Origin of the sequence: Streptomyces aurantiacus, assembly GCF_027107535.1 — a bacterium.
GTDB lineage: Bacteria > Actinomycetota > Actinomycetes > Streptomycetales > Streptomycetaceae > Streptomyces.
Genome location: NZ_CP114283.1, coordinates 7,482,155 through 7,505,187 on the forward strand (window position 1 = coordinate 7,482,155; position 23,033 = coordinate 7,505,187).

The 23,033-nt window shown below is 69.8% G+C and carries 18 protein-coding genes; 5 read left to right on the forward strand and 13 right to left on the reverse strand.

The annotated features are described in order from the left end of the window. Positions 1 to 102 precede the first annotated feature (102 nt). Positions 103 to 729 (forward strand): hypothetical protein, encoded by a 627-nt coding sequence (locus O1Q96_RS35070; RefSeq protein WP_269251986.1) that lies wholly within the window; start codon positions 103 to 105, stop codon positions 727 to 729. 519 nt (positions 730 to 1,248) lie between these two features. On the opposite strand, the gene O1Q96_RS35075 is transcribed toward O1Q96_RS35070, so the two are convergent. The 3 genes from O1Q96_RS35075 to O1Q96_RS35085 form a co-directional block, all read right to left on the reverse strand. Beyond that, on the reverse strand, positions 1,249 to 1,878 hold the full coding sequence (locus O1Q96_RS35075) for a hypothetical protein (protein WP_269251987.1): 630 nt from the start codon (positions 1,876 to 1,878) through the stop codon (positions 1,249 to 1,251). 68 nt (positions 1,879 to 1,946) lie between these two features. Further along, positions 1,947 to 2,648: a ribonuclease HII gene (locus tag O1Q96_RS35080; protein ID WP_269251988.1), complete on the reverse strand. Its 702-nt coding sequence runs from the start codon at positions 2,646 to 2,648 to the stop codon at positions 1,947 to 1,949. Positions 2,649 to 2,740: 92 nt separating this feature from the next. After that, on the reverse strand, positions 2,741 to 3,364 hold the full coding sequence (locus O1Q96_RS35085; RefSeq protein ID WP_269251989.1) for a TetR/AcrR family transcriptional regulator: 624 nt from the start codon (positions 3,362 to 3,364) through the stop codon (positions 2,741 to 2,743). A 192-nt stretch (positions 3,365 to 3,556) separates the two neighbouring features. Between O1Q96_RS35085 and O1Q96_RS35090 the strand changes: the two genes are divergently transcribed. Continuing rightward, positions 3,557 to 5,104 (forward strand): MFS transporter, encoded by a 1,548-nt coding sequence (locus O1Q96_RS35090; protein WP_269251990.1) that lies wholly within the window; start codon positions 3,557 to 3,559, stop codon positions 5,102 to 5,104. A 214-nt stretch (positions 5,105 to 5,318) separates the two neighbouring features. Here the strand turns inward: O1Q96_RS35090 and O1Q96_RS35095 are convergent, their stop codons facing one another. Together O1Q96_RS35095 and O1Q96_RS35100 are read right to left on the reverse strand one after the other, a co-directional pair. Then, positions 5,319 to 6,791 carry a DUF4153 domain-containing protein gene (locus O1Q96_RS35095; protein WP_269253855.1) on the reverse strand — a complete coding sequence of 491 codons (1,473 nt, stop codon included), beginning with the start codon at positions 6,789 to 6,791 and terminating at the stop codon, positions 5,319 to 5,321. Positions 6,792 to 7,453: 662 nt separating this feature from the next. Beyond that, positions 7,454 to 8,365 carry an ADP-ribosylglycohydrolase family protein gene (locus O1Q96_RS35100; RefSeq protein WP_269251991.1) on the reverse strand — a complete coding sequence of 304 codons (912 nt, stop codon included), beginning with the start codon at positions 8,363 to 8,365 and terminating at the stop codon, positions 7,454 to 7,456. 599 nt (positions 8,366 to 8,964) lie between these two features. Here O1Q96_RS35100 and O1Q96_RS35105 point away from each other — a divergent pair. Next, on the forward strand, positions 8,965 to 10,206 hold the full coding sequence (locus tag O1Q96_RS35105; RefSeq protein WP_269251992.1) for an IS110 family RNA-guided transposase: 1,242 nt from the start codon (positions 8,965 to 8,967) through the stop codon (positions 10,204 to 10,206). 18 nt (positions 10,207 to 10,224) lie between these two features. Here the strand turns inward: O1Q96_RS35105 and O1Q96_RS35110 are convergent, their stop codons facing one another. The 3 genes from O1Q96_RS35110 to O1Q96_RS35120 form a co-directional block, all read right to left on the reverse strand. Beyond that, on the reverse strand, positions 10,225 to 10,452 hold the full coding sequence (locus O1Q96_RS35110; RefSeq protein ID WP_269251993.1) for a hypothetical protein: 228 nt from the start codon (positions 10,450 to 10,452) through the stop codon (positions 10,225 to 10,227). A gap of 90 nt (positions 10,453 to 10,542) precedes the next feature. Continuing rightward, complete coding sequence (locus O1Q96_RS35115; protein WP_269251994.1) at positions 10,543 to 11,202, reverse strand: histidine phosphatase family protein; 660 nt, start codon at positions 11,200 to 11,202, stop codon at positions 10,543 to 10,545. Positions 11,203 to 11,284: 82 nt separating this feature from the next. After that, positions 11,285 to 11,890 (reverse strand): DUF4937 domain-containing protein, encoded by a 606-nt coding sequence (locus O1Q96_RS35120; RefSeq protein ID WP_217459607.1) that lies wholly within the window; start codon positions 11,888 to 11,890, stop codon positions 11,285 to 11,287. Between the two features lie 150 nt (positions 11,891 to 12,040). Between O1Q96_RS35120 and O1Q96_RS35125 the strand changes: the two genes are divergently transcribed. Next, positions 12,041 to 12,574: a TerD family protein gene (locus O1Q96_RS35125; RefSeq protein WP_269251995.1), complete on the forward strand. Its 534-nt coding sequence runs from the start codon at positions 12,041 to 12,043 to the stop codon at positions 12,572 to 12,574. Between the two features lie 195 nt (positions 12,575 to 12,769). Here the strand turns inward: O1Q96_RS35125 and O1Q96_RS35130 are convergent, their stop codons facing one another. Further along, positions 12,770 to 15,667 carry a vitamin B12-dependent ribonucleotide reductase gene (locus O1Q96_RS35130; protein WP_269251996.1) on the reverse strand — a complete coding sequence of 966 codons (2,898 nt, stop codon included), beginning with the start codon at positions 15,665 to 15,667 and terminating at the stop codon, positions 12,770 to 12,772. Positions 15,668 to 15,819: 152 nt separating this feature from the next. Beyond that, entirely contained in the window at positions 15,820 to 16,368 is a 549-nt protein-coding gene (gene nrdR, locus O1Q96_RS35135; RefSeq protein WP_269253856.1) for a transcriptional regulator NrdR, read from the reverse strand. A gap of 518 nt (positions 16,369 to 16,886) precedes the next feature. Here nrdR and lexA point away from each other — a divergent pair. Continuing rightward, a complete protein-coding gene (gene lexA, locus O1Q96_RS35140; protein ID WP_217459604.1) occupies positions 16,887 to 17,669 on the forward strand; it encodes a transcriptional repressor LexA in 783 nt (260 codons plus the stop codon). Positions 17,670 to 17,786: 117 nt separating this feature from the next. On the opposite strand, the gene O1Q96_RS35145 is transcribed toward lexA, so the two are convergent. From O1Q96_RS35145 to O1Q96_RS35155, 3 genes are all read right to left on the reverse strand, one after another. Continuing rightward, positions 17,787 to 19,775 (reverse strand): ATP-dependent DNA helicase, encoded by a 1,989-nt coding sequence (locus tag O1Q96_RS35145; protein WP_269251997.1) that lies wholly within the window; start codon positions 19,773 to 19,775, stop codon positions 17,787 to 17,789. A gap of 100 nt (positions 19,776 to 19,875) precedes the next feature. Then, a complete protein-coding gene (locus O1Q96_RS35150; RefSeq protein ID WP_269251998.1) occupies positions 19,876 to 22,083 on the reverse strand; it encodes an IucA/IucC family protein in 2,208 nt (735 codons plus the stop codon). A 57-nt stretch (positions 22,084 to 22,140) separates the two neighbouring features. Continuing rightward, a complete protein-coding gene (locus O1Q96_RS35155; RefSeq protein WP_269251999.1) occupies positions 22,141 to 22,998 on the reverse strand; it encodes a GNAT family N-acetyltransferase in 858 nt (285 codons plus the stop codon). Positions 22,999 to 23,033: the final 35 nt, after the last annotated feature.

Sequence of the window (23,033 nt, forward strand, 5' to 3'; positions counted from 1 at the left end):
CCCCGCGTGGCCTCCCGAGGCCGCCCGTTCGGGCTGTGCTGCGGCGCGCTCCCCCAGTCCGACCCCCGCCCGCAGTGTGGGCGCGTAGCCGAAGGGAGGACCGTGACCTTCGGATTCGCTCCGTCCTCGGCGGCATCGATGTCGACGTCCGCCAACTCCGCCAACCCACTGGCCCGGATGCTCGAGCCCGCCGAATGGGCCGCCGCCGGGATTCCGCTGCTGCGCAATCCTCGTGAGGTCGTCAGCGGGCTGCACGCGCGGCATCGGCCCGGGCCCGCGACCGCGATTGTGGCGGTGCTCGACCCCGACGAACGGCTGAACGCGAGCGCCTCCTTCACTCGGCGGCAGGCTCCGGCGGACGGATGGGTGTTCCGGAACGCGCTGCTCGCACAGCTGCGGCGGGTCATTCCGCACGACCTGCGGCGCCGCACCCCGGTGCGTACGGCGGTGTTGCTCTACTGCCGTGAGGGCGACGCGCGTTGGACCGAGGAGGACGGGGCGTGGATGTGGGGGTTGCGGGACGCCTGCACACTGCACGGACTGCGCTGTGGCGCGTACATCACGCTGACACGTGACGGCTGGCAGGTGCTCGGTGAGGGACGGGGAGGGCGCCGCCCCAGCGCGGACTCGCCGCCGGAGTCGCTGGAGTCGTTCGCGGCGGCCGAGACCGTGCAGCCACGCACGGGTGGCGCCGCCTCGGAGATGCTGCGCCGCGCTGCCGCCCGCTGAGTCTGCGGCTGCCGCGGACACGGGCAAACGGGCGGGGAGCGCTTCTCACGAGCGCCGCGGAGGCCGGTCGCACCCGGCTACGTGCATCACGCGGGCGTGAGAAGCGAGGCCTCGCACAGGTGCGGCAATCGCTGCGCCACCGCCGCACGCGCTTCCGGCAGGCACAACTGTCACGCCTCACACAGGCCCGGCAGGCACCACCGCCACGCCACGAACAGGTATGGCGGGCACAGTGGCAGCACCTCACGCAGTTCGGGCAGGCACACTCAGCGCATCGCTACGGACATCGACGCCCTGCCAGCATGACCGCGAACACGGTCACGCACCGGCGAGGGCGAGCCGCGCCTGGCCGACGGCCTGGCCCGGCTCGCCGGAACGGGTCGCGTACCGCCGCCATTGTGATGGGGGCGCTACGCGACCCGTCCCGGCACACGCCGGACCGTCCTCTGTGCATCGCTCCGATCAGAGGCCACCGCGGTGGCCTCTGCGTCGCGAGATCCCCTGGAAGAGCGGGGGACCTCAGACCCCCGCGCCCAGCACCGAGTTGATCTGCTGCGGGTCCCCGCAGACGATCAGCAGGGCGCCGGCTCGGCCGAGGGCCAGCGGCAGGGCGGTGGCGGCAATGGTGTCGGGCCCACCGTTGACGGCGACGACGACCACGGGCCGGGACGCGGCACGACCGACTGCGGAGGCATCGGCGTAGAACACGTCGTCTCCCGCGTCGTGCTGGGCCCAGTACGCGGCCTCACCGAAGGAGAGCTCGTGCGCGGCCCACGGGTGCGGTTCGCCGGTGGTGATCACCAGCACCTCACCGGGGACCCTGCCCGAGTCAAGGAGCAGGTCGACCGCTTCCTCGGCGGCGTCCAGCGCGCCCTCGGCCGAGGCCGGGATCAGCTGGATCTGCGGAGTCGAGGCTGCGGTGGGGGCCGCCGGGGCGGACGGCCCCGGCTTGGCCACGGCCGTGTCGCGCGCAGTGCGTTGCACAGGCGGCGTCGGCCGGACAGGACCCGGACGGCCGGGACGCGGCGGAGCCGCGGGACGGGGACCGGGTACAGGACGGGGGGTCGGCGCGGTCCGGTTTGTGGCCGGACTGACACGGGGACCCTGGGCACTCTCGTGAATCTGAGGCTCCTCGGGAATGAGAGGCATGAGCTGATTTTTATCAAACGCCGGTGCGACTCGCGAAGGCGGGTGGCACATGAGTGCGAACGGGATCGTCAGAAATCGAAGCCGAGTTGCCCTTCGATCTCCGGAACGCTTCCGTCCGCCCAACTGCGGACCTTCTTGAGGTGCCGCCACTGGGGCAGCGCATCAAGATACGCCCACGACAGCCGGTGGTACGGGGTGGGTCCCCGCATCTCCAGCGCGGCCTTGTGAACCGGTGACGGATACCCGGCGTTGGCCGCAAAACCGAAGTCTGCATGGTCCATACCCAGTTCGGCCATCATTTTGTCGCGCTGGACCTTCGCGATCACCGAGGCGGCCGCGACGGCGATACAGGACTGGTCGCCCTTGATCACCGTACGGACCCGCCACGGGTTCCCGAGGTAGTCGTGCTTCCCGTCGAGGATGACCGCGTCGGGACGCACCGGCAGAGTTTCGAGGGCCCGGCCGGCCGCCAGTCGCAGTGCGGCCGTCATGCCCATGTGGTCGATCTCCTCCGGAGAGGCGTGCCCCAGGGCGTACGAGGTCACCCACGTCGCCAGTATCTCGGCGAGCGCGGTACGCCTCTTGACGGTGAGCAGCTTGGAGTCGGTGAGGCCTTCGGGCGGGCGACGCAGGCCCGTGACCGCCGCGCAGACGGTGACCGGGCCGGCCCAGGCGCCGCGCCCCACCTCGTCGACGCCGGCGACGACCTTCGCTCCGGTCGTGGCGCGCAGGGAGCGCTCGACGGTGTGGGTAGGTGGTTCGTACGGCATGGCGTGCTCAGCCTACGCCGCCCTCGACCCCACGCGACACCCCGGTCCCAGGAGTACACCGAGCACCTCCGACCCTCCGGCCCGCAGGCCGGTCAGACACGTGTCGGACGCAGCAGCGGAACCATGAACTGGTCGATCATCTCCTCGAGATCGCGCTCGCTCCATTCGCTCGCGCACATCTTCGAGCGGTACATCATCATGGCCGGAATGGCATCGAAGACGTAGGGGTTCGCCGCGTCCGGCCGCACCTCCCCTCGACGGATCCCCCGGTCGACGACCTCTCCGAGCAGACGGACGGTCGGCTCCACGACCCCCTCCATGATCACCTCCTGGAAGCGCCGGGCCTGGGACGAGTCGCATTCGTGAATCACCGAGCGCAGCGCGAAACCGGGGCGCGAGAACATCGCCTCGCGCGCCCGTCGGCACAGCTCCAGCAGGTCGTCCCGCACACTTCCCAGATCGGGCACGTCCGCGAGGGGCGGCAGTCCCGCCTGGAGCGCGTCGGCGACGAGGTCCTCCTTGGACGGCCAGCGGCGGTAGACCGCGGCCTTGCCGGTCTGGGCGCCGGCCGCGACGCCCTCCATCGTGAGGCCGTTCCAGCCGACCGTGCTGAGCTGTTCCAGTGCGGCTTCGAGGATCGCACGTTCGAGTACGGCGCCGCGGCGGCGCGGGGAGGCCGCCCGAGCGGGGGCGGTCGTCCAACCCGAAGTAACCATGAGCGTGTCTCCGTGTGAGCGGGCGAGCGGCACGCGCGCGTGCCGCCCCGGACCCGGGGGTCCGTTGGCGGTCAAGTGGCCCAAAGCGGCAGCGACTTCAGTGAACGCTTGCGTTCACTGTCGGGGACTCACTACCGTTTGACGCGGCAGTGAACGCGAGCGTTCACTAACGCACTCGTGGGGGACCCAATAGTGACAACCTCTCCGTTGACCCAGGATCAAAAGCCAGGGGCGGCCCGCCGGGAGGGACATCCCGGCATCGCGCTCACCGTCATCGCGGCCTGCCAACTCATGGTGGTACTCGACGCGACGATTGTGAACATCGCCCTCCCGCACATCCAGAACGCGCTCGAGTTCTCGACCACCGATCTCACCTGGGTGGTCAGCGCGTACACACTCACCTTCGGCGGGCTGCTGCTGCTCGGCGGCCGGGCCGGTGACATCCTCGGCCGGCGCCGGGTCTTCATGACCGGCATCCTGCTCTTCACGGCCGCCTCGCTCCTCGGCGGCTTCGCCCAGGAACCCTGGCAGCTGCTGGCCGCACGCGCCCTGCAGGGCGTCGGTGGTGCGATCGCCTCGCCCACCTCGCTGGCGCTCATCACCACGACGTTCCCCGAAGGGCCCGAGCGCAATCGCGCGTTCGGTGTCTTCGCCGCCGTCTCTGCCGGTGGCGGCGCCATCGGCCTGCTGGCCGGCGGAATGCTCACGGAGTGGCTCGACTGGCGCTGGGTCCTCTTCGTCAACGTACCCATCGGCGTGCTGATCGCCGTGGTCACACCGCTCTACATCAGCGAGTCCGAGCGGCATCCCGGGCGCTTCGACATCGCGGGCGCGCTGACGTCGACGGCCGGTATGGCATCGCTCGTCTACGGCTTCATCCGGGCCGCGGAGGAGGGGTGGCGGGACGGTCTCACCATCGCGTCCTTCTGCGCAGCGGTCGTCCTCCTGGCGGCGTTCGCACTGATCGAGTCCCGGGCCAAGGAACCGATCACGCCCCTGCGGATGTTCGCCGACCGCAACCGCTCCGGTACGTATGTGATCATGCTGAGCCTGGCCGCGGCGATGTTCGGCATGTTCTTCTTCATCGTTCTCTTCGTGCAGAACGTGCTGCGGTACACGCCGATCGAGGCAGGCCTGGCCTTCCTCCCCGTGACGTTCGCGATCATCGTCGGCGCGGGCCTGTCGCAGCGTTTCCTGCCGGTTCTCGGCCCGAAGCCGTTCATGGTGGTCGGGTCGGCCTTCGTCGCGGTCGGGCTCGGCTGGCTGACCTTCATGGACCCCGGGAGTACGTATCTCGGCGGGGTGCTCGGCCCGATGCTGCTGTTCGCCTTCGGCATGGGGCTGAACTTCGTGACGCTGACCCTGACCGCGGTCTCCGGGGTCGCCGCACACGAGGCGGGTGCCGCGTCTGGCCTGCTCAACGTCACGCAGCAGGTGGGCGGTTCGCTCGGCCTCTCCATCCTGACCACCGTCTTCGGCACGGCGAGCCGCGAAGAGGCGGAGCAGCAGGTCACGGACTTCATGGCCAGTGCCTCGGCCGAGCAGAAGGCCGAGTTCGCCAGGACACACCAACTGCCCGCTCCCTGGAGTCACGAGGTGCTCGCCCAGGGCATCTCCACGGCTTTCATCCCGGCTGTCGCGATGGCCCTGCTCGCCCTGGTCACCGCCACGGTGGTGATCAAGGTCCGCAAGAGCGACCTCGAGGCGTTGTCGGGCACGGCGGGCCCCGCCGCGGGCTGACCAGCAGGCCGGGCCGCCGTACGGGAGACGGTGGCCCGGCCTGCCCGGTTCGTACGCGATCGAAGTCGCGGCTCTGCGCCCCGCGCCCGAGCCGTGCCTGCCGTCGAGCGTCCGAGGCCGTGCGTGCCTCGGACGCGCGGCCGAAGCGGCGCGTCCTCGACGCCGGCAGGCGCGTACGTGGTCGGCGCGCGCCTGCGCGCCTGCCTCAGCTGTTTCAGCTGCCTCCGCGGAACGCCAGCTCGGTGTTCAGCCGACCGCACTCCTGCCAGTCGGCCTCGGAGGACAGGCCCCGCCCGTCGAGGATGTCCCGGGCCCGAGCCTCGCCCCAGCTCGTCGCGAACCACGGCTCGGTCTCCGCCTGCAGGTCCTCCGCCATGGACTTCAGAGCGCAGGACCGCAGGGGCTCCTCCAGCTTGTCGAGGGCCGGCACGGCGTCGGCGGACAGCCCGCGCGCGTAGTCGAGGTCGAACGTGCCCGTCTCCTCGTACCGCTGGACGTTGCGCTCGGCGATCAGGCCGTCCGGTGACACGATTCCGAAGACGAGCACTCCCGCGGCGGCGCTGGCCATCACGGCGCGCGGCAGCCAGCGGGCACCGAGGACACCGGCCACCATGATGAGCGCGATGACCAGGCCGAGCCAGAGCTCGACGCCCACCACCGAGATCCGCAGCCGGGTCAGTCCGTACGCCTCCACGTACATGTCCATACGCCGCACCGCCGCTGCCACCACGACGAGGGCGAGGGCGCAGAGAGTCCCGAGGACGGCGCGCACCAGTGTCCAGTCGCGTGAGCCGTCCCGCGGGGCCCAGCGCAGGGCGAAGACGATGACCAGAAGGGTGAGGAGTGTGACCAGGAGCAGCTGCCAGAAACCCTGGCGCGCGTACTCGGCGTAGGACTGGCCGGTCTTCTCCAGTACGGCGTCGTATCCGCCGAACAGGACGGCCAGCTGGACGGCGTTGAAGACCGCGAAGAGCACGGCGAGCACGATCAGGGGCAGCGCCCACTCGACGCGGCCACGGGCGCGGCCCGGGGGCACCTCGACGCGGTCCCACTGGACGGGTGCCGCGGCCGTGTGTGCCGCCGCGAGAGCGCCGACGGCACCGAGCACGAACAGAACGACGTGCCAGGGACCACCGGAGACGGAAGCGTCCGGCACGAGACCCGCGAGGAGGTCCGCGAAGGCCGCGTCCGCCCCGGCGAACAGCGTGCCGAAGACCACCAGCAGAACCGCGGCCACCACGAGCGCCCGCAGCACCGGGCCCACGTTGCCGCGGGCGCCGCCGGTTCGCTCGCGCAGCCCGCGCCAACCCCAGCCCGGGCCGGTGATCAGCGACGTGTAGAGGCCTATCGGGCCGAACAGCATCCCTGGCCAGGTACGGCCGCCGTGCAGGGCGAGCGAGCCCACCGCCACCGCGGCGACGACGGCGAGGAACGACGGCCAGTCGGCGTCCCTCAGAGCCGGAACGATGAGCAGGGCGAGCCCTCCGGCGCCCCACACCAGCGTCCAGGGGCGCGGACGCCGGCCCGCCGTCCCAGCGGCGAAGTACGCGCCGAGCGTGACCGGAATCGCCACCATCAGGAGGTTGAGCGCCAGCCCTTCTCCGAGCAGGAGCATGCTGAGCAGGCCTGCGGCCAGTGCGGCCCAGAGGGTCTCGGTGCGGACCGGCGCCGGGGTGCCCGCCTGGATGTCCGCGAACCAGGACTCGACGGCGGGACCGTCCCAGCCTTCGTCCTCCTCCGAGTCCTCTTCCGAGCTGCCGCGGCCGTCGGAGTCGCCGCGGTCGTCGGATCGGCGTCCGGCCCTGCTCCTGCCCGAGGACGCACCTGCGGCGTCGTCCCCGGAGCGGGCCGCTGGAAGGGTGCCCTCCGGCTCCTCGGCCTCGATGCCGGACTTCAGTGCTCGATCCTCCGCTTTCGAGCCGCTCGGCTCGGCCTCGGACGGCGTGTCGGACACGGGACCCCCTCCCGACCGGTCCGGGCAGCTCGCAGCCCGGAACGGCTGCGGGGGAGCCCAGAAACCGGCTTCTCGTCGGCGCACGCCCGCGATGATCAACGAGCGGCGTGGCGGAAAGGGTAACCGCGGGACGGTCGGCCCAGCGGGTCACGAGCTCTCTGTGGCAGGGCTGTGACAGTGGTCGCCGCTTGGGCCAGGAGAAACAGGGGCACGCGCGCGTGCGGCACTTATGCGAGCCGAGCGGCCGCCGCCGAGGGCAGAGATGTGGTCGCTTCTCATCTCAGCCGCTCGAGGAAAGCCGTCAGCGCGCACGGCCGGCCGCGTCTCACCGAGCCCTGCGCGGGGCAGAGGACATGGCCCCCGCCGAAAGGGCGCCGGACGCCCCTGCGCCGGCCCTAGCCGTCGTCCCCCGGTGTCAGCCAGCCCGGCAGCGCCTCCGTGTGCTGCACCCACGCGGCGGGCGGTGCCCCGGCCTTCCCGGCGGCCACGACACCCCCGACGATGGCGCAGGTGGTGTCCATGTCGCCACCCACCTGGGCCGTCGCCCAGAAACCCTCTTCGTAGTCCCCGAGTGTCCGCGCCGCCGACCAGAGGGCGAACGGCACCGTGTCGTGCGCGGTCGTACGCCGCCCGCAGCCGAGGACGGCGGCGACGGTGGCCGTGTCTCCGTAGTCGAGCATGTCCCTGGCGCGCCGCAGGCCCGCGCCGACGGCGCTGCGCGGCACGAGGGCGATGACTCCGTCGAGCAGCGCGTCGGGCCTGGGCGGGCCCCCCGGCGCCGCGGCCAGCGCGGCGGCGGCCGCCACGGCCATGGCGCCGACCACCGCTTCGCGGTGCTGATGCGTGGGGTACGCCGAGATCTCGGCCTGGTGCGTGGCCTGCTCCGGGTCGTCCGCGTACCAGGCGCCCAGGGGGGCGATGCGCATCGCCGCTCCGTTGCCCCAGGAACCCTGGCCCTTGAAGAGGGCCGAGGACAGCTCGCGCCAGTCGCCGCCCTCCCGGATCAGCCGCAGCAGTCGGTTGACCGCGGGTCCGTACCCACGGTCGAAGTCGTGGTGCTCGGCGAAGGAGTGGGCCAGGGCGTCCTGGTCGATGCGGTGATGGGTGGCCAGAGTGGCCACTACGGAGGTGGCCATTTCCGTGTCGTCGGTCCACTGCCAGGGCCCGGGCGGCAGTACGCGGTCCTTGAGCAGCGGGTAGTTCGCGGGCACGAAGAACTGGGAGCCCAGCGCATCCCCCACCGCGAGTCCACGCAGGCTGGCCAGGGCGCGATCGAGGCGCCCGTCGGGAGAGGAGTCAGCGGTCATCGCCCTGCCACTCTAATTCGTTGTTAACGGATCCAGCATTATCCAGAGGGTTCTGCTGGGCCTGTTCGAGTCCTGGGACTGTGACATCTTCTGCCACTCCGGCTGATGAAGGCCTCCGGATAGACGGATGCAATGTTCTGGTGCTCGTGGTGGTGGCGGTCGCGCGGACACCGGGTGGATGCCTGGGCTGCAACTGGCATGGATGCCTCGTTTGAGGCTGGTGGCACTCGGTGTCTTCGCGACCACCACCAGACGGTGTGGTGTTGGCGGCCGTCGGTTCCGGGCGGATGCCTGCGCTGGATCGGGTCCTGACGCCTTTCCACAGACTGGCGACGCCCGGGCTGTCGCGCGTCAACACCCGCCGCCTTGATCCCTCGTTGGTGTTGGTGGGACGAGCCCACCGCACGGTGACTTCTCATTGCAGGCGAGCCAGCTGAGCTCTCGCATAGACCGAGGCCCGCGCGGTGCGCTGGTGCCACGAACACGGCTAGTGAGGCGTCGGTCCGACCCTCGTGGTCGAGGCCTGGAATTAGGGAGCCGAGTGGCCCGCATGCGCTCGTGACCAGTGCAAACACACGCACTTCAGGGAGGGAACAACTTTGATTTACTGCGGAATCGACTGGGCGGAGAAGACCCACGACGTCGCACTGGTCGACGACACCGGCCAGTTACTCGCCAAACGACACATCACCGACGACCCGGCCGGCTACAGAATCCTGCTGGACCTGCTCGCCGAGTACGGCGACACCGAGGAGACTCCCATCCCGGTTGCGATCGAGACCAGCCGCGGCCTGCTCGTCGCCGTGCTGCGAACCGGCAAGCGGCGGGTCTTCGCCATCAACCCGATGGCCGCCGCCCGCTACCGCGACCGGCACTCCGTTTCTGGCAAGAAGTCCGATCCCGGCGATGCCCTGGTCCTGGCGAACGTCCTGCGGACCGACATGCACGCCCACCGGCCGCTGCCCGACGACTCCGGCCTTGCCCGCGCCATCGCCGTCTTGGCCCGGGCACAGCAGGACGCGACCTGGAACCGGCAGCAGATGTCCAACCAGCTCCGGTCCTTGCTGCGCGAGTACTACCCCGCTGCCCTGGACGCCTTCGCAGTCTGGGCCAACGGTCTGTGCCGTCCCGAGGCCCGCGAACTCCTCAAGCTGGCGCCCACCCCCGCCAAAGCCGCGCGGCTGACCCGCGCACAGATCACGGCTGCCCTTAAGCGGTCCGGCCGCCAGCGCGGAATCGAGGCCGACACCGAGCGGCTCCGCGAAGCGCTACGACGCAACTGGGCCCGACATCTGCCCGTGGTCGAGGACGCACTCGGCAAGCAGATGCTGGCGCTCCTGGGCCAGCTGGAAGCCGCCTGCACCGCCGCTGACGACCTGGCCAAGGCGGTGGAGGAGGCCTTCCCTCAGCACCCGGACGCTGACATCCTCCTCAGCTTCCCGGGGCTCGGTGTCCAGCTGGGCGCCCGGGTGCTGGCCGAGATCGGGGACGACCACACGCGCTTCGCGGACGCCCGCGGCCTGAAGGCCTATGCGGGCTCCTCGCCGATTACCAGGGCCTCGGGCAAGAAGTCGAGCGTCACCCGGCGGCGTGTGAAGAACGATCGACTCAACCACGCCGGCCATTTGTGGGCCTTCGCAGCTCTGACCGCCTCGCCCGGAGCCAAGGTCCACTACCGGCGACGACGCGACAAGCACGGTGACTGGCACGCCTCCGCCTTGCGGAACTTGTTCAACCGCATGGTCGGCCAGATGTATCACTGTCTCCAGCACGGGCAGCGCTATGACGAGGCACTGGCTTTCCCGTCCCCGTCGGAAGGACTCGAACCGGCCGCCGCATAGCCGCGGAAGCCTGAGCCCTCACTCTGCGATGACCAGGCCGAACTTGCGTAGCCGGGGCACGCAGGTGTCCAGGCACGCTTCGACGGAAACCGCGTCCGTACGCACGAGCAGGTCCTCGTGGAACGGGGCTCCGCTCGCGACGAATGTCCATGGCTTCATGCCCTCGCGCATGCGCTCAGCGTCTGCCTTCAAGAGCACCGTGACCCCCTGCTCGGCCAGCGACTCCATGATGCGCACCACGTCCACCGAAACTCCCCTTGCGCCCGTAATCGAACAGGCAGCAAAGCTACACAGACATCGCCGCCACCTGCTTGACGGCTTGAGGCCGTGAGGCGTCTATCCGGTGAACCCGTACGACTCCGGATCACGCCAACGCTCGAAGGGACGGTCGATCGTGTACTTGCCGTCCTCCCCCAGAACGAGCATCCGCATCTCCGCGTTCCCCGGGTTCGACAGCGACTCGAATTCGGCGACCGTCCAGTGGAACCAGCGCATGCAGAACAGCCGCATGGCCAGACCATGGGTCACCAGGAGCACGTTGGGCGGGTGATCGGGCGCCTCGAAGCTCCGGAACAGGCTCTCCAGGAAGTTGCCGACCCGGTCGTACACGTCGGCACCGGACTCGCCCTGCGCGAAGCGGTAGAAGAAGTGCCCGTACGCGTCGCGGTAGGCCTTCTGGAGGCGTACGTCGTCCCGGTCCTGCCAGTTTCCCCAGTCCTGCTCGCGCAGCCGTGGCTCCTCCCGGACGCGTACCTGGCCGGGATCCAGGTGGAAGGCGCGGAAGGTCTCATGGGTGCGGCGGTACGGGGAGACGTAAACGCTTACCTGCTCGCCGCCGAAGACCTCTCGGATCCGCTTGCCCGTCTCCTCCGCCTGCCGCCACCCCTTCTCGGTGAGCGCCAGGGCGTGGTCGGGTTCACGCTCGTAGACGGAGTCATCGGCATTGCCCACCGACTCGCCGTGCCGGACAAGGACGATGCGCCGTGGACGTGCCATACCGAAACCCTAGATCGGGTCGCGGCCGATCGAGCACTCGTACGGGCTGCATACGTCGCAGGTCACATAAATCGCGACCGTTTCAGACGGTCCAGGCCGGTTCCAGCTGGACGATGTCCCCCGTGAGCGCCGCGACGTCCGCCTCGATCTGGGCCCGCAGGGCGAGCCGCTCCACCCGCTCGACCCGGTATTTGCCGTGCTCGGCGGCGGATTTCCACATCGACAGGACCAGGAACTCGTGGCCGGGCGCCTCCCCGAACAGCCCTCGCACCATGCCGGGCGAACCGGCCATCGCGGGGTTCCAGACCTTCTCCTGCATCAGCGCGAAATGCTCGGCGCGCTCCTCGTGGACGCGACAGTGCGCCACCCGTACGAGATCGGCCTCCGTGAAGCGGGGTTCGAAGCCCGTCTTCACGTCGAATCGGTGATCGAAGAGTTTGACGTGCGGATCCTTGAAGGTGCCTGCCTGGGAGGTGGCCAGCCGGTCATGGGAACGCGCCATGAAGGAGTCGTAGAAGGCACGGCTCTCCCAGAAGGCGAAGATGTGGGCGACTCCGGACCTTCCCCGGCTCCATCCCCCGCCCTGCCCCCGGAATCCCGGCTCCCCCAGAAGCCCCGCCCATTTCCGCTGCCCCCGTTCGAAACCGCGGCGGTCCACCACGGTGCAGCGAATCCACTTGACCAGCACGGCGCCATCGTAAGGCCCAGGAACGTGGCGTCGGTCCCGCTCGGGAGGACTGCATCCGCACGAGCGCCCCGCGCGCGTGACACGATGGGCAACACGCCTCAACTGTCCGTCAGTTGGGGCGCCGACGCAGGGGACCAGGAGGGAGATGCGGTGAACGGCCTCAACAAGGGCATCAGCAAGGTCGAGGTCTCGGTGAAGTGGGATCCCAGTCCCGCCGGTGAGCCGGCCATCGATCTGGACATCGTCGCCGCCACCTATCTCGCGACCGACACCCAGGAGAACCCCGACTACGTAGTGCACTTCGACAGCCGTTCCCCGGACGGCACCATCTACCTCAACCGGGACAGCAAGGACGGCAAGGGCTTCGGCTGGGACGAGGTGATGACCCTGGAGCTCACCCGTCTCGACAAGCGCTACGCGCGCGTGATGGTCGGTGTCGCCATCCAACAGCGCACCGGACGGCGCACGTTCGTCGGCGTGCAGAACCCGGCTCTGCGGATCCGTGAGGGCTACACCGTCCTGGCCGAGGACGACTTCGGAGGCGTCCTCGGGGCGACGGCCACGACGGTCGCGGAGTTCGTACGCGACGACTCCGGAGAGTGGACCTTCCATCCGGGCATCCGCGGCTTCGACACGGACCCGGCGACCTTCGCGAGGGCCATGGGCGAGGCCCACGACTCCTGACCGACTCATGCGGCAGGGGGCGGTGCGGCCTGTGCCGTACCGCCCCCTGCTCGTGCGGTGCCCATGACCCCGCGGACCCGGCCCCTGCCGCGTCACGCCCCGGAGCCGGGTGCCGGAAAACGCCGGGGCGGCGGCGTCGAGTGATCGACACCGCCGCCCTGACCAGGGATTCTCACACCCGAGCGGTGCCCGGGATCAGCTGCAGCCGCTGGTCGAGCCGCAGCCCTCGCAGATGTAGCAGGACCCGGCCCGCTGCATCTTCGTACCGCAGGAGAAGCACAGAGGGGCGTCCGCCTGGATGCCCAGCTGCATCTCCACCAGTTCGGCACTGGTGTGGGCCTGCTGCGGAGCGGGCTTGACCGCTTCGACCTCGGCCTTGGGCGTGACGACGGCCTTCAGCTCCTGCGTGCGGGGAGCGGACTGGGCGAGGCCCTCGACGTCCAGCTCCTCGTCGGTCGGCTCGTACGAACCGGTCTCCAGGTGACGCTGACGCTCGTCGGCGGAGTGGATGCCGAGCGCGGAGCGCGTCTCGAAGGGCAGGAAGTCGAGCGCCAGGCGGCGGAAGATGTAGTCGACGATCGACTGCGCCATCCGCACGTCCGGGTCGTCCGTCATGCCGGCCGGCTCGAAGCGCATGTTGGTGAACTTCGAGACGTACGTCTCCAGCGGCACGCCGTACTGCAGGCCCACGGAGACGGCGATCGAGAAGGCGTCCATCATGCCGGCGAGGGTCGAGCCCTGCTTCGACATCTTCAGGAAGACCTCGCCCAGACCGTCGTCCGGGTAGGAGTTGGCGGTCATGTAACCCTCGGCGCCACCGACCGTGAAGGACGTCGTGATGCCGGGACGGCCCTTGGGAAGGCGCTTGCGCACCGGGCGGTACTCGACGACCTTCTCGACCGCGGTACGGATGGTCTCCTCGGCCTTCGCCGTGACCGTGTCCGTCGCGGTCTTCTCCTTGGTCTTCGCGGAGAGGGGCTGGCCGACCTTGCAGTTGTCGCGGTAGATCGCGAGCGCCTTGACGCCCATCTTCCACGCCTCGAAGTAGACCTCTTCGACGTCCTCGACGGTCGCCGTCTCCGGCAGGTTGACCGTCTTGGAGAGCGCACCGGAGATCCACGGCTGGATCGCGGCCATCATGCGGACGTGACCCATCGCGGAGATGGAACGCTCGCCCATGGCGCAGTCGAAGACCTCGTAGTGCTCGTTCTTGAGGCCGGGGGCGTCGATCACATTGCCGTGGTCGGCGATGTGGGCGACGATCGCCTCGATCTGCTCCTCCTGGTAGCCCAGGCGGCGCAGGGCCTGCGGGACGGTGCCGTTGACGATCTGCATCGAGCCGCCGCCGACCAGCTTCTTGAACTTGACCAGGGCGAGGTCGGGCTCGAGGCCGGTGGTGTCGCAGGACATCGCGAGACCGATGGTGCCGGTCGGGGCGATGACCGAGGCCTGCGCGTTGCGGAAGCCGTTCTTCTCACCGAGGTGCAGTACGTCCTGCCAGGCCTCCGTGGCGGCGGCCCAGATCGGCGTGTCCAGGTCGTCCACACGGACGGCCACGGCGTTGGCGTCGGAGTGCTGCTTCATGACCCGCTGGTGCGGCTGCGCGTTACGGGCATAGCCGTCGTACGCGCCGACGACCGCGGCGAGCTCCGCGGAACGCTTGTACGAGGTGCCGGTCATCAGCGAGGTGATGGCCCCCGCGAGGGCGCGGCCGCCGTCGGAGTCGTACGCGTGCCCGGTCGCCATCAGCAGGGCGCCGAGGTTGGCGTAGCCGATGCCCAGCTGACGGAAGGCGCGGGTGTTCTCGCCGATCTTCTGGGTCGGGAAGTCCGCGAAGCAGATGGAGATGTCCATCGCGGTGATGACGAGCTCGACGACCTTGGAGAAGCGCTCGACGTCGAAGGACTGGCGGCCCTTGTTGTCGTCCTTCAGGAACTTCATCAGGTTCAGCGAGGCGAGGTTGCAGGACGTGTTGTCCAGGTGCATGTACTCGCTGCACGGGTTCGAGCCGTTGATACGGCCGGACTCCGGGCACGTGTGCCAGCGATTGATCGTGTCGTCGTACTGGATGCCCGGGTCGGCGCAGGCCCAGGCAGCCTCCGCCATCTTGCGGAAGAGCTCCTTGGCGTCGACCTCCTCGATGACCTCACCGGTCATGCGGGACGTCAGGCCGAACTTGCCGCCCTCCTCGACCGCCTTCATGAACGTGTCGTTCACACGGACCGAGTTGTTGGCGTTCTGGTACTGGACGGACGTGATGTCGTCGCCGCCCAGGTCCATGTCGAAGCCCGCGTCGCGCAGGGCGCGGATCTTCTCCTCTTCCTTGACCTTCGTCTGGATGAAGTCCTCGATGTCGGGGTGGTCCACGTCGAGGATGACCATCTTGGCCGCGCGGCGGGTGGCGCCGCCCGACTTGATCGTTCCTGCGGAGGCGTCCGCACCGCGCATGAAGGAGACGGGGCCCGAGGCGTTGCCGCCCGAGGAGAGCAGTTCCTTGGAGGAGCGGATCCGGGACAGGTTCAGGCCGGCGCCCGAGCCGCCCTTGAAGATCATTCCCTCTTCCTTGTACCAGTCGAGGATCGACTCCATGGAGTCGTCGACGGCGAGGATGAAGCAGGCGGAGACCTGCTGCGGCTGGGGCGTGCCGACGTTGAACCACACCGGAGAGTTGAAGCTGAAGATCTGGTGCAGGAGGGCGTACGCCAGCTCGTGCTCGAAGATCTCGGCGTCGGCGGGCGAGGCGAAGTACTTGTGGTCCTCTCCGGCCTTCCGGTACGTCTTCACGATCCGGTCGATGAGCTGCCTGAGGCTCACCTCACGCTGCGGGGTGCCGACGGCACCCCGGAAGTACTTACTGGTGACGATGTTGACCGCGTTCACCGACCATGAGTCGGGGAACTCGACGCCACGCTGCTCGAAGTTGACCGAGCCGTCGCGCCAATTGGTCATGACGACGTCACGGCGCGCCCATTCCACCTCGTCGTACGGGTGCACGCCGGGGGTGGTGTGGATGCGCTCGATGCGCAGCCCCTTGCTGGCCTTGGTGCCCTTGGCGCGGGAACCTCGTGCCGGACCGCTCGCCGTCTCTGTCATGCCGCCTCCCTGTATCGGGCTAAAACGCCCAGAAGTGCCTCGTTCTTCCCGTGGCACGGTGTGTGTCTTGCACTGCGCGCGCCGCATGAGCGTCCGCTCGCAGCAGGTCTGTGGTCGCCGCCGGTCGGCGGGGCCGGTACCGGCCCCTCTCGTCAGTCGGCGGCGCTGGCGGGCACGGGGACTTCGACAGCCCCTGCGGACCCACGGTCGCTTCCCTCGCACCCCTCGCCCGCGTCGTCGTCGGCCGCGGCGGGGTGCTGCGCCTGCCTCAGTTCCGTGATGGCGGCCTCGAAGTCCTCCAGCGAGCCGAACGCCCGGTACACGGACGCGAACCGCAGGTAGGCGACGAGGTCGAGCTCCTGCAACGGGCCGAGTATGGCCAGCCCCACGTCGTGGGTGGTCAGTTCGGCACTTCCGGTGGCCCGCACCGCCTCCTCGACCCGCTGGCCGAGCTGGGCGAGCGCGTCCTCCGTGACGGGCCGCCCCTGACATGCCTTCCGAACGCCGTTGATGACCTTCGTACGGCTGAACGGTTCGGTGACCCCGGACCGCTTGACCACCATGAGGGAGCACGTCTCCACGGTGGTGAACCGACGGGAACAGTCAGGACACTGGCGGCGCCTGCGGATCGACGTACCGTCATCCGTCGTACGGCTGTCGACGACACGGCTGTCGGGGTGCCTGCAGAAGGGGCAGTGCATCGGCTCCATCCCTCCTTCACAGCACGACTCGATAGCCTCGACAGGCCCTTTGGACCCCTCGAAGCAGCCCCAAGCATAGGCGATGACCAAGGACCTGAAGGACCGGGGGACCACAACTTCTGGGCTACTGCAGCAATCCAACCACTACATGTGGGGCTTGGCCCGGAAATTCACACCCGGCGCGCGTGTCGCATCCGTAGGGGCATGTGCCGCGCGGCCATTCCGGCCAGGAGCGTACGGGGATACGGTGGGCGCCATGGCGACGGGGGCCGGTTCCCGACCTGATGGGCACCTGATGGCAGACTGACCCACGCCTCGCTCCGGCCCACAAGGCGACGGCATCGACGGCGAAGAGTGCGGCGACGAGTACTTTCGTCCACCTCGCGCAGCGTGAGCCATACACCCAGATGCATGATCACGTCAGGCCATCCGCGTTTTTTCACTCGAACGTGTGTTTGGCGCAACCTTTCGAAAGCAACTACCGTTGTCCAGCAGGGAGACGAACGAGAGGGGCCGACGTGACCACCACCGCAGACAGTGCCACCATCACTGCCCAGGACCGCTCCCAGGGCCGATTTGAGCCGGTGCATGCCATGAATGAAACCGCGAACCAGGAGGGGCCCAAGCCTGCGCGCTCCCTGCCGGGTCGACCTCCGGGCATCCGGGCGGACAGCTCCGGACTCACCGACCGGCAGCGCCGGGTCATCGAGGTCATCAGGGACTCGGTGCAGCGACGGGGATACCCGCCTTCCATGCGGGAGATCGGGCAGGCCGTCGGCCTTTCCAGTACGTCCTCGGTGGCGCATCAGCTGATGGCACTGGAGCGCAAGGGCTTCCTGCGTCGCGATCCTCACCGCCCCAGGGCCTACGAGGTCCGCGGTTCCGACCAGTCCACCGCGCAGCCCACCGACACGGCGGGCAAGCCGGCCGCGTCGTACGTCCCGCTGGTCGGCCGGATCGCCGCCGGTGGTCCGATCCTCGCCGAGGAATCGGTCGAGGACGTCTTCCCGCTGCCCCGGCAGCTGGTCGGCGACGGCGAGCTGTTCGTCCTCAAGGTCGTCGGCGACTCGATGATCGAGGCCGCGATCTGCGACGGCGACTGGGTGACCGTCCGCCGCCAGCCGGTCGCGGAGAACGGCGACATCGTGGCCGCCATGCTGGACGGCGAGGCGACGGTGAAGCGCTTCAAGCGCGAGGACGGCCACGTGTGGCTGCTGCCGCACAACAGCGCGTACCAGCCGATCCCCGGCGACGAGGCGACCATCCTCGGCAAGGTCGTGGCGGTCCTCCGGCGGATCTGAGCATCCGCCCCAGACCGGGCCCCGGAACCCCTGCGCCGGTTCCGGGGCCCTGCGCTGTCCGCCGCGCGCACCCCCGTGGGCTGCCCCCGACATTCGCCGGGAGCAGCCCACGGGTGTCTAGGCCTCCTCGTGGGCCTCTTCGGCCTTCCGCGCCTTCTCGTCGATGGCGGCCAGTGACCGTCGCACCTGGTTACGGTCCGTCGTGTACCAGAATTCGGGCAGTGAGGCCTTGAGGTAGGTGCCGTAGCGCGCGGTGGCAAGCCGTTGGTCGAGCACGGCGACCACACCCCGGTCCCCCGTCGCCCGGACGAGGCGGCCGGCACCCTGGGCCATCAGGAGGGCGGCGTGGGTGGCGGCGACGGCCATGAAACCGTTCCCCCCGGCGTCCTCGACCGCCTTCTGCCGGGCGCTCATCAGCGGATCGTCGGGACGCGGGAAGGGGATCTTGTCCATGACGACCAGCTGACAGCTGGCGCCCGGGACGTCCACCCCCTGCCAGAGTGAGAGTGTGCCGAACAGGCAGGTCTTCGGGTCCGCCGCGAAGTTCTTGATCAGCTCGCCGAGTGTCTCCTCGCCCTGGAGCAGGATGGGGAACTCCGGGATGCGGGAGCGCAGTTCCTCCGCGGCGAGCTGGGCGGCCCGCATCGAGGAGAACAGGCCGAGCGTACGGCCGCCGGCCGCCTGGATCAGCTCCGTGAGCTCGTCGAGCATGTCCCCACGGTCGCTGTCCCGGGCGGGCCGGGCCAGGTGCTTCGCGACGTAGAGGATGCCCTGCTTGCCGTAGTCGAAGGGCGAACCGACGTCGATGCCCTTCCACGGCGGGATGTCCTCCCCCTGGGTGCCCTCCGGTGCCAGGCCCAGCGAGGCGCCCACGCCGTTGAAATCGCCCCCGAGCTTCAGGGTGGCCGAGGCCAGGACGACGGAACGGTCCGTGAAGAGCTTCTCGCGCAGCAGGCCCGACACGGACATCGGCGCGACCCGCAGGGATGCCCCGAAGCGGTCGTGCCGTTCGTACCAGACGACGTCCCACTCCGAGCCGTTCGTGATGCGCTCCGCCACGTCGTGGACGCTCTCCACGGAGGCGAGGGCCTGCTTACGGACCGCGTCCTCGTCGGTGACGGACTTGTCGCGGGTCGCTCCGATCCCCGAGATCACCGTGCGGGCGGCGTCACGCAGGGCCATCAGCGCGTAGCCTAGGTCCTCCGGGATCTCCTCCAGGCGGCCGGGCAGCGCCAGCTCCATCAGGCGTTCGAAGCCCTCGGCGGCGGTCTGGAGCTGGTCGGCCGCCTTCTCGTTGACAAGCTTCGATGCTCTGCGCACGGCACGGTTGACCTGGCCGGGGGTGAGCTCTCCGGTCGCGACGCCGGTGACCCGGGAAACCAGTTCGTGGGCCTCGTCGACGATCAGCACCTCGTGCTGCGGGAGGACCGGAGCACCTTCGATGGCGTCGATCGCCAGCAGCGCGTGATTGGTGACAACGACATCGGCGAGCTTGGCGCGCTCACGGGCCGCCTCGGCGAAGCACTCCGCACCATAGGCGCACTTCGAGGCGCCGAGGCACTCCCTGGAGGAGACGGAGATCTGCGACCAGGCCCGGTCCGAGACGCCCGGGGTGAGATTGTCGCGGTCACCCGTCTCCGTCTCGTCCGACCACTCCCGCAGCCGCAGCAGGTCCTGGCCCAGCTTGCTGGTGGGCGCGGCCGCCTCGAACTGGTCGAAGAGGCCCTCCTCCTCGTCCTGCGGCGCTCCCTCGTGGAGACGGTGCAGACACAGGTAGTTCGACCGGCCCTTGAGCATCGCGAACTCGGGGCGGCGGCGCAGGAGCGGATGCAGTGCGTCCACCGTGCGCGGCAGGTCCCGCTCCACGAGCTGCCGCTGGAGTGCCAGGGTGGCCGTCGCCACGACGACACGCTCCCCGTGCGCCAGCGCGGGAACCAGGTAGCCGAGCGACTTACCGGTGCCGGTGCCCGCCTGGACCAGCAGATGGGAACCGTCGTCGATGGCCTGCGCGACGGATTCGGCCATGGTCACCTGGCCAGGGCGCTCCGTACCGCCGACGGCTGTGACGGCGGCATGCAGGAGTTCGGGGAGTGAGGGCTCTGTCATAGCCCGCCCACCCTACGGGGCGGCACCGACAACCGGGCGATCACCGCGGAGGGGAGGGACGTGATCAAGACGAGTGCGCCGTCGGTGACGTGGCGGGTGATCACGGCTGGTGCAGCGGGTTGGGGACGGTGCCGTGCACGGCGGCGTGCGGGCGCTGCGGCCGGTCCCGGTAGCCGTCCAGATGCAGCCGGTTGCGGTTGAGGCAGAGCCTCTCGATACGTGGAGTGAGCAGGTCGAACGTTTCGTAGCGCTCCTTGAGCTCAGGGAAGAGCCTGTGGTGCCGGAGGATCTCGGCCCGGACGAGTGACCAGAACTCGGCCTCTCGAACGCCCAGTTGTTCCTGGCACAGCGGGGCCAGGTAGCGGAAGACTCCGACGAAGAGCCCGGAGTGGATGAACTGGGTGAGGAAGGCCGCCGGTTCCGTGAGCAGAACAGCCCGTACCTCGTCGGGCATGGAAGCGTGCTCGGGAAGCCGCTCGGCGCTCACGTTCACGTCGTCGACGAAGTCCTTGACCGCGAGCCTGACCGGTACGTCGTGGTCGTCGAAGACAACGATCGCGTTCTCGCCATGGGGGCTGAACACAGTGCCGTAGCGGTAGAGGAAGTGCAGGAGGGGCGGCAGCAGCGCGGCGAAGAGGCGGCACAGCCAGCTTCGTGGGTCCAGGCCCGAGCGCTCGACCAGCTCCGCGGCGAAGGCACGGCCCTCCGGGTCGGTGTGCAGGAGGGCCGCGAGAGTGCGGGCGCGTTCACCGGACGCGAGATGGCGGGAGAGCGGCTCGCGCCAGATCGCGCCCAGCAGCTCCTTGTACTGGTACGGGACCTCCGGCAGCGTGTCGTACACGGGGTGCCCGACCGTCACGGACGCGACCTCGCCCAGCAGGATCACCCCGCAGGTGTCGTGGAGGAAGGGGTCGGTGTCGCGCAGGCCGTGCATCCAGGCGGTGACCGCGGGGGCCGCGAGTGTGCGTTCCGTGGGCAGACCGCGCCACACGAGGGTGTTGAGGACGGACAGCGGCAGTTTCACGGTGTGCCGGTCCGGGCGAGAGGTGTTGAGGAACGTACGGATCGACTGCTGGGGCAGGCGGAGGTCGCCGTCCGGGGGCAGCGGGACGATCGCGCCCTCCGCGACGGAGGGCGCGAAGAGCGGCAGCACGACGTCGTTCCACTGCCAGGGATGCACGGGCAGGTAGAGGTACGACTCCGGAGTGAGCCCCCGCGCGCGCAGTGCGGTGTCGTAGGACTCCCTGACGGCGGGGTCGAGCTCACGCGCGTAGAGCTGGTCGGCGGTGTCCAGACCCTGCACACCTCGGTAGGTGGCGAGCGAGGTGTGAACCGCGATCCACGGCAGGGCTGTCGCTCTGCGCCCCTCTGGCGCCCACTGGGCGGCGTCGGCGGCGGAGAAGCCGAGGCGGCCCTTGTTGAGGACGATCCAGGGGTGACCGGTCTGGTGGCCTTCCAGTTCCGCGTATCCGAGGTCGGCGAGGCGGGCGGCCGGGAGTGCGGTGTGGTCGAGACGGGCGTCCGCGGCCAGTGTCGTGGTCAGCTCGCGGATGACGTGCCCGAGGGTGGCGCCGTCGAGGTCGAGGGTGGCACGGGCGCGGGAGAGGAAGTCGAGGGGGTCGGTGTAGGGGCGCGGGTTCGGCACTGTTGCGGCTTCACCGGGTCCGGCCGCGCCGGTGGCGGGGGCTGCGGCGCCGCGGTCGGCTGCTGCCCTGTGTGCGGGTTCACCTGGGTTCTCGCCCGGGACGGCCGCGGTCGCGGCTCCGGTTAAGCCGGCCATGTCAGCCGGGTCGGTCAAGGTGAGCGATGACGGGTCCACCTGCCAGCTGTCGTACGCGCCGCGGCGGGCGCGGAAGGCGAGGACGCCGCCGGCGTCGAGGCGGAGGGTGTAGGAGCGCTCGCTGTCGGGCGCGGCCTCGGCCGTCTCGCTGGGCGGCGGGGAAGGGGGGCCGGGGATGGGCGGCGCGGTCGGTCGTCTCAGCACGTCCGCGCCGGGCAGCTGCGGTGAATCGTCTCTTCCGGATCTCCGGGATCCGACCGGAGCCGTGGCGACGGGCGGGTCGGAAGGAAGGGTGCCTGCCGCCGTTCCGCCGGAGCGGTCCACGGCGCCGAGGGTGCGTTCCTGTCCCGGCTCCGGCTCCGGCTCCGGCTCCGGCTCCGGTACCAGGATCTCCTCGTGGGCGAATTCACCGATCATCTTCGCGAGCAGGCGGCGCCCCGCTCGCTCCCATCGTTGAGGGTTCAGTTCGGGTGGGTCGTAGAGGCATGACGGCTCTCCGGGAGCCGGGGCGGCGGACGGGTTCGGCACGGGGACTCCTCGACTGGGAACCTGATCGGGACGAGCGGTGTACTAAAAGTGACGGCGCTACAACAGATCGCGCAGGGCCCGGTCTCGGACCATGAGGGCTGCCTTCTTGTCTGGCAGATCGACCTCGGCGGAGAACCGGAAGCCGGCGCTGAGGAAGGCGGACACGGAAGGGGTGTTGCGAAGGTCGGGCTCCGCGACGACGCGAGCGCAGGAGGGGCGCCGGTCGAGGACGAGGTCGGAGACAGCCCTGAGCAGGATCGTGCCGAGCCCTCGCCCCCGGTTGGTGACGCCGCCGATGAGGAGGTGGATTCCGGTGTCGTGGAGGCGCGCCGGGTAGTGGCGGGCCAAGGGGTCGAGGTCCGCGCGGTAGATCTCCCAGTAGCTCATGGGTGTGCCGTCGAGCATGCCGAGGCAGGGGACGCTGCGCCCGTCGCCGCCGAGCTGGGCGCGCAGGTGATCCTCGGTCGCCGTCCCGGGACCGGAGAGCTCCCAGAAGGCAGCGACGGCGGGGTCGTCCATCCAGCGGCCGATGAGCGGAAGGTCACGGTCGATGTGCACGGGGACCAGCTGGAGGACGCCCGCGGCGGTGGCCGTCGGCCCCCAGTCACCGACGCGGTCGAGCAGGTCGTCACCGGCCGGGGCGGCCGGGGTGGGCCTCGCCTCGCACCGTCCCGGGCCCCTGGCCCAGGGGCCCGGCTCCCCACCGCTCTGCTCACTCCGCTCCGTGGTCGCTCCGGCGTCCCCCGCCCCTTCGAGCGTTCCGGCTGCTCCGGTCCTCTCGGCGAAGAGGGCGAGGAATTCGTCGGGCAGGCGCAGGTCGAGGGTGTCCTCGCTGTCCGCACCGGGACTCGTACGGCTACGGGCGTCGGTGCGGGGGGCGGTTCCGGCGTCGGTGCTCGCATCGGTGGGAGGCACGGCGACGCTCCTCTCAGGAGACGGGGTGGGTCATG